The sequence below is a fragment of the Candidatus Cardinium hertigii genome (assembly GCF_003788695.1).
The window spans coordinates 162,661-163,230 of record NZ_RARA01000024.1 but is presented as its reverse complement, the minus strand read 5'-3'; the positions used below and the strand labels follow the sequence as shown (position 1 = coordinate 163,230).

1 pseudogene is annotated in these 570 nt (G+C 36.3%); it reads right to left on the bottom strand.

Annotation, left to right across the window (positions count from 1 at the left end):
* A pseudogene (locus EDM02_RS03170) lies at window positions 1–327 on the bottom strand (transposase); the annotation flags it as partial.
* Window positions 328–570 lie beyond the last annotated feature (243 nt).

Below are 570 nucleotides of genomic sequence, written 5' to 3'. Positions count from 1 at the left end.
GCTTAATACACTATGATCCGGAACCGAACTGTCCATTGAAATACCACAAAATAGGCTAAAAGTTATACGGTCGTTTACTTCTTCTTCTACTTGATAGTCACTCAGTCCATACCATGTCTGAAGTAAAAGCATTTTAAATAAAAGTAGGGGACTATAGGCAGGTTTGCCAGATAAGCGTAGGCCTTTAGCATAATAAATGCGAAGTTCTTTTTCAATTGTTGACCAATCAATTATTTTAGTGATTTGATCAAAAAAGGTATGTTTACATTTACGTTTACTTGCTGAAATATCTGCTAAACTTAATTGACCACTTGATTGGATTGCCATAACTATACACTAATAATAATGCTAATAAAAAATAAACTAAAAACTCATCTTAAGTTAACCATTTTCTCAATGATGGGAAAGTGGACTATTGATGAATATGTTTAATTGTCTATTGCAACGGCCTCAAAGCTGTTGAAAAGTTCAGGCTGCAAGCTGAAAATCAAAACTCGCCCTTCTTACGGTTACTCAATGGATTTGGGAAGCTGGCAAGGCGCGCGAGGGTGAAGCGCACGCAGCATAGTA